Origin of the sequence: Paraburkholderia sp. BCC1885 (genome assembly GCF_900996235.1) — a bacterium.
Classification (GTDB): domain Bacteria; phylum Pseudomonadota; class Gammaproteobacteria; order Burkholderiales; family Burkholderiaceae; genus Paraburkholderia.
Window position 1 is genome coordinate 1 of record NZ_CAAJGM010000042.1, and the last position, 619, is coordinate 619.

1 protein-coding gene is annotated in these 619 nt (G+C 66.1%); it reads left to right on the forward strand.

The genetic code is table 11. The annotated features are described in order from the left end of the window. Positions 1–619, forward strand: a 619-nt coding sequence (locus tag FQ755_RS03205; protein ID WP_144150930.1) for an HrcA family transcriptional regulator, incomplete at both ends; no start/stop codon positions are given.

Consider the following 619-nt stretch of genomic DNA (forward strand, 5'->3'; position numbering starts at 1 on the left):
GGCGTGGTGCTCACGCCGCGCCGCAGCCATGTGTTCAAGCAGGTCGAGTTCATGCGGCTGTCCGACAAGCGGATCCTGCTGATCATCGTCACCCCCGAGGGCGACGTGCAGAACCGCATGATGGCGACCCAGCGCGACTACTCCCCGTCCCAGCTGACCGAGGCCTCGAACTACATCAACGCGAACTTCGCGGGACTGTCCTTCGACGAGGTGCGGCGCCGGCTGCGCGAGGAGATCGACACCCTGCGCGACGACATGACGGCGCTGATGCACGCGGCCGTCACGGCCAGCACCGAGACGTCCGACGACGAGGACACGGTGCTGATCTCCGGCGAGCGCAAGCTGCTGGAGGTGGCCGACCTGTCCTCCGACATGGCGCGGCTGCGCAAGCTGTTCGACGTGTTCGACCAGAAGACCAGCCTGCTGCAGCTGCTCGACGTGTCCAGCCATGCCCAGGGCGTGCAGATCTTCATCGGCGGGGAGTCGACCCTGGTGCCGATCGACGTAATGAGCGTGGTGACCGCGCCCTACGAGGTGAACGGCCAGATCGTCGGCACGCTCGGTGTGATCGGGCCGACCCGGATTGCCTACAACCGGGTGATCCCGATCGTCGACATCA